Genomic DNA, 4,436 nt, shown 5'->3' on the forward strand with positions numbered 1-4,436 from the left:
GCGAAAACCCTGTAACAGCGCATACATTCCGTCATGCGTTTGCGATTATGGCTGTGGAACAAGGAAACGCTGATTTATACCATTTAATGCAGACCTTGGGACATGAAAACATTCAAACGACCAAGATTTATTTAGAGAAGCATATGAAACGAAAAAACAATGTCGGTGTCACCTTTGCGGAGATGTTTGGGGTGGATTAGTTTCTTTTCTTATACCAAAAGATAAAGATACGATTAAGAGTATGAAGGGAGAGAAATGGTCGGCTTTTATTATGTGATTTTTACTCAATAAATGAAGTCATACATTATACTATATATTACTCATGATACTTAAATTTCTTTTTCCGAATGGACGCCGTTATCGGAAACGGTGGCCGTCTCTGTAGCAATCTAGTAAGACCAAAAAGAAAAGGCTTCTCTCAGTCCTACATGAAGAATGAGGAGGCCTTTTCTTTTTTCGTACAACTTGTGCGGAACATTCTGTGATTCTTTTAAACGACCAGGAGTACCTCTAGTATACCTTAGTCTTTATGTCACATCTATTGAGAAAAAGTTGAATAGGATACAACAAATAGGTGAAAGAGATTTCACACACTTTCTTCGTTATATATCGTCAATATTCGCCAAAAAACAAACGTTTGTTTAAAAAAGAAGATGGAATCCCTCCTATCTATAAGCTTCTATACATCAAAGGAATCCCCTTGACTAAAAAGAAAAATACCTGTTTCTTACTATTTATCAGTACGCTTTTCTCTCCTCATTTTGGAGGAAATCAAGATAAACCGAAACTCAATTTTAAAAAATGCAGTGCAAAAATGAATAAAAATGAGTCAAGACCCTGCATTTTATAGGTCTCATGAGGCAAGACAAACAGCTCTTATCGATAAATAAGTATGCAGAGAAGAAGGCAAATTAGCGGAAAGAGAACAGTTAATCCGAGACATGCATAAAAATGGAATGGATGTAGAGGATATTGAAAAATTCACCAATATGGATATACACTCTATTTTAGGACAATAACAGATAGCCACCTCTTATAAAAGGGATTATAAATTTTATTATCTTAATAATAATAATAATAATAGATGTAGTCCTGTACTTAACATACTTTCTAATTCATTATCCTCCAATATTTTATCAGTTAAAATAGTAGGATGTTTATTACATGTTGGATGAAAACTTAAAGTTTCATCCAAAGATGTTACTAATGATTTCATTATTTCTTCATACGTATGGAAGCATATCCGAAGTTATTTGTTCATTAAAAAATCTATTTTTCTTTATTTCCATTTAGCGGACTATTTCCAATCCTATTTATCTTTCGTATCATAAATTGATTTTTGCTGCTTTTGGCTAGTAATTTGCTTTTTTATTTTTTTGTTCTATTTTTTCAATCTTTGTCTGTATTCTTTCCATCTGTTCTTTTAACTCAAGATTAACCTCCAACAGCAATTTTAAGATGCATCACCTTTATTCACAGACAATATCTCCACCTATAATACCGATTAAACAGGCTAGTTGATATCAATCATGAAGAATATAAGGTAAGAGCTACTTGTTGTAAAGGACTCTTTCATTATGATACAAAAGAATTAGAATAGATGGGGGAAAATAATAAAAAAGAACGGTTCTATTGGCATAGTCCGTCCTTTGAGAAGGAAATAATGAAAGTGATTCTTCTTTATTATACCTAAAAATACCGAAAATTAAATCTATTTCACCTTCAGAAAGTATTCATCTGGAGTCAAATAATTGCTTAAAAGCAAAATCGACTCGTAAATTGACTAAAGGTTTATTCATAGAGTGAGTCACCTTTCTTTGTGTGTATTCTATCTCTATAGTAGCGGATACGGAAGAGAGCACGCAACCCTTGGTGAATTTTTTGGAGTGATAATTAGTTATTTTTCAATTCGGTACGTGAAATTATTTGCATTGCCACTTAAGCTTGTTTTTTTCTCCATTACGTTACATGCTTTTTACCTTATTTTTAGCGTTTAACGTTTTTTATATAGAAAAAATGTATTCTCTTGGTTGTCTTCTTTCCTTAAAAACAAATCTGAGTAGTCGTTTTTTTAATTTTTCATAAATCTGCTTTTCAGAACATAATACATAGTGATCTATCTGGATGAGAGGTGAATCACCAAATGAGACAAACAATGGTTCATTTGGTGATTCACCTCTTCATACGTATATAATTTTTGTTTATCAAATAATTTCGAATGTTTCTTTCTATAGTATCCAAACAATTCTTCTTCATTTTTCCATATCCGATACCGACGCGCTTGTCTGATTGTACCTGGTATTTCTTCAGGAGCAAACTGTTTGAGTATTTGTAATACTTGTGAAGAAGGGATTTCTTCCCCTGTTACATAGGTATGGATAAAGATAAGTTCTTTTATTGTTATATAATTGGAATGTGAATTTCCGCTCATAGAAGAATACTCCTCCTCAGTCATTATTTTTATCCGCACATGACTAGGAAAATAAATAAATCTATCTGTTTATCCTATAAAAGTCTTCAGCGTTTGTTTTACTTTTTCATCATCTAGACGATAAAATGTTTCTAATCCTTTTCACTCATATACTACGACTTTATGTGATTTCAACTTACCAAGATGCTACAAAACAGTGGATTGTGGCAGGTCAAAATATTGTTGGAATTCAGTAACATTTAAGACATTTTTCTTTAGTAATTGATGTACAATTTGCAGACGGATAGGTTGTGCTAATGTCCTTAATACTTCTGCAATACGTTCTAATTCATTTTATTCCGCGTAAAGGTCTCTTTCATCTTTTTTCCTCCTCCATTCCTTTTATACAGAGTATTTCTTCTGAATAATACACTTTTCTGTTATAGAATTTGCATCTCACAAACTATCTTGCATCATTTCATCTACATCTTTATAATAAAACAAGTATACATTACAATAAGAGGTGCCTTGTGAAAAAATCAGAATTAATCAAACAAGTTGCAATAAAGTCCGAACTAACAAAATCCCAAGCAAGTCTTGCAGTTGATGTAGTATTAGAATCCATTCAACATGCATTACAAAATGGGGAACATGTACAGCTACTTGGCTTCGGCACCTTCGAAGTAAGAGAGCGTGCTCCCCGTAAAGGGCGCAATCCACATACTGGTGAATCTCTTACGATCCCTGCGGGAAAAACACCTGCCTTTAAAGCAGGGAAAGCATTAAAAGAAGCTGTAAAAGCTAAATAGTATTACTTTAACAGTAGCATGAATTCTAAGGATTTCATGCTACTGTTTTATTTTAAAATCGAATTATAGAGATTACTTGTTTATATAAGCTGTTGGTTCCCTTCCACCTCTACCTGTTTCATCATTAAATCCGCTTGCATTAACAGCAACCAGGGCATGATTGCGCTTTGCCATAACACCAATTTTCTCTCCTTTTCCTTCCCCTTGTGAGCCTTGCTGGGAAACAAGTTTAACATTAAAAGGGTTACTAACGGTCACTAGGTACCCTTGAAAAGGAAATCTAGAATGGCCGTTACTCATAATTTTTTCTACATCAATCTTTAATGGTGCAAGTTTTCTCTCCTTTATTTGCATTGTTGTTACATTCTCGTTCGAACTTAAATCATTATTGTTCCATACAGGATTATAAATTTGATTTGTTAATTGTTTTAACTCTTTCTTTGATAAAAATGTGTATTTCGCAAGATGTTGAGAAGTAAGAATACTTTCCGCCACGGTAACACGCAATTCCTTCCCATAATTTGTAGCGAATAAAACGCCAAGACCAAAAAAAAGAAAAATCCAGAACGAAATGAAGCACCTTTTTAAAAACTTGTTTAGATAGTGCAATATATTCCCTCCACCTGTTGTAACTGTACTAACTAGCAAATATACAATACATTTTTATCGGAATGAAATCACTATATCATTTCGAAGTGAAACGCATTTGAAGTATAAATGGACCTTTATTGTGGAAAGGTAGGTGTACAATTTACACCCAGAATGGAAAATTAAGGAAGTAAAATATTGATAATAACAATCATTTTTTTATCAAAAATCAGATACAATAAAAAATATGTCCGCTTATAAAGGTCATAACAGAAAAGAAAAGTATACTATATAAACAGATACCTATTTAGGCAATTCCCTTGATAGGTACCGGTGTATTTGATATATTTTGTAAGCTACTCATCACGGATGGTGACGATATAGTAAAAAGAAAAAAAGATTGCGCGAATTCGCTCAATTTTACAGCTCTTCCCGAACAAAAATAATACATGCCCAATAATAGGTTTATATTTGCGATTATCATTTGTTTCTTTAGAATCGCAACTATTCCTGCCAAAACAAGCGTACAAACTCCGGTTCTGTTGCAAAGTTCAAAGAAATATACGTCCGTTTACAAAAGACGATTATCGTTTAAGCCGTTATATCCATGTGTATTCATGTTTTGTTAC

General features: G+C 32.9%; 4 protein-coding genes and 2 pseudogenes. 3 read left to right on the forward strand and 3 right to left on the reverse strand.

The genetic code is table 11. From position 1 onward, the window contains the following. Both F3I02_RS26990 and F3I02_RS35185 read left to right on the forward strand, forming a co-directional pair. The coding region (locus F3I02_RS26990; protein ID WP_196478604.1) for a tyrosine-type recombinase/integrase at positions 1–200 on the forward strand (200 nt) is incomplete at its 5' end. A 561-nt stretch (positions 201–761) separates the two neighbouring features. After that, positions 762–1,019: pseudogene (locus F3I02_RS35185) on the forward strand (Rpn family recombination-promoting nuclease/putative transposase); the annotation flags it as partial. Between the two features lie 38 nt (positions 1,020–1,057). Here F3I02_RS35185 and F3I02_RS26995 read toward each other — a convergent pair. Both F3I02_RS26995 and F3I02_RS27000 read right to left on the reverse strand, forming a co-directional pair. Next, positions 1,058–1,216 carry a hypothetical protein gene (locus F3I02_RS26995; RefSeq protein WP_230876900.1) on the reverse strand — a complete coding sequence of 53 codons (159 nt, stop codon included), beginning with the start codon at positions 1,214–1,216 and terminating at the stop codon, positions 1,058–1,060. A gap of 900 nt (positions 1,217–2,116) precedes the next feature. Next, entirely contained in the window at positions 2,117–2,431 is a 315-nt protein-coding gene (locus F3I02_RS27000; RefSeq protein WP_196478605.1) for a 50S ribosomal protein L7ae, read from the reverse strand. Between the two features lie 509 nt (positions 2,432–2,940). Between F3I02_RS27000 and F3I02_RS27005 the strand changes: the two genes are divergently transcribed. Further along, positions 2,941–3,219, forward strand: a complete 279-nt coding sequence (locus tag F3I02_RS27005) for an HU family DNA-binding protein (protein WP_196478606.1) — start codon at positions 2,941–2,943, stop codon at positions 3,217–3,219. A gap of 102 nt (positions 3,220–3,321) precedes the next feature. Here F3I02_RS27005 and F3I02_RS27010 read toward each other — a convergent pair. Then, positions 3,322–3,828 (reverse strand): annotated as a pseudogene (locus F3I02_RS27010) (phosphodiester glycosidase family protein); the annotation flags it as partial. Between the last annotated feature and the right edge of the window lie 608 nt (positions 3,829–4,436).

The organism is Bacillus sp. SRB3LM (assembly GCF_015712745.1).
Taxonomy (GTDB): domain Bacteria; phylum Bacillota; class Bacilli; order Bacillales; family Bacillaceae_G; genus Bacillus_A; species Bacillus_A thuringiensis_K.